Below are 590 nucleotides of genomic sequence, written 5' to 3' on the forward strand. Positions count from 1 at the left end.
ACGCCCCACCCGTCCCCAGCGGCAAAACACACGGCGACGTCGCCCCGATCTCCAGCACCCCATCGCCGCTGGTGATCAGGCCAAGCGAGAAGTCGCCCGAGGAGTCGAGCCCGAGCACCTGAGGCTTGTTGCCATCGAGGCGCACGGCGCTGTCTATCTTGTAGCCCTGCCGATCCCAGAACCCCTTGATCTTTCGGGCGATCTCGCCGTTGCTGCTCTGCGGCACTCCTCGCAGGAGGTAGCTGCGGTTGAGCACCGTCTGCTCCGGCGACCCACCGTCGTCCGGATCACAACTGCTCCGCTGGGACAGATTCTCGATCGACTCAAGGCGTGGTTCGGGTTCGAGCACCCCGACAGCCTCACGGATGATCTTTTCCATCCGGGAAATGGCCTCTTTCTCGGTCATGGTCATACTGTTCATGCTCTCTTTCGGGCTTCCCGATGGGCTTGCTGAGGAATCCACGCCGCAGGCGGCGGTGAAGAGCAGCGCAGCGGCCATGGCCGAACAGGTACCGAGCCTCCACAACGAGAACGAGGAACAAACCCTCATGGGTGACCTCCTGATGGGGCGGGGGCCGGCGACGGGGAGG

2 protein-coding genes are annotated in these 590 nt (G+C 63.9%); one reads left to right on the plus strand and one right to left on the minus strand.

The annotated features are described in order from the left end of the window. Positions 1 to 406: hypothetical protein (locus tag E1298_RS47480; RefSeq protein ID WP_207945307.1), on the minus strand; the 406-nt coding region annotated here is incomplete at its 3' end. On the opposite strand from E1298_RS47480, the gene E1298_RS50040 reads away from it, so the two are divergent. Beyond that, on the plus strand, positions 387 to 590 hold a 204-nt coding region (locus E1298_RS50040; protein ID WP_207945308.1), incomplete at its 3' end, for a hypothetical protein. The two genes, E1298_RS47480 and E1298_RS50040, sit on opposite strands and share 20 nt — an antisense overlap.

Origin of the sequence: Actinomadura rubrisoli, assembly GCF_004349215.1 — a bacterium.
Classification (GTDB): domain Bacteria; phylum Actinomycetota; class Actinomycetes; order Streptosporangiales; family Streptosporangiaceae; genus Spirillospora; species Spirillospora rubrisoli.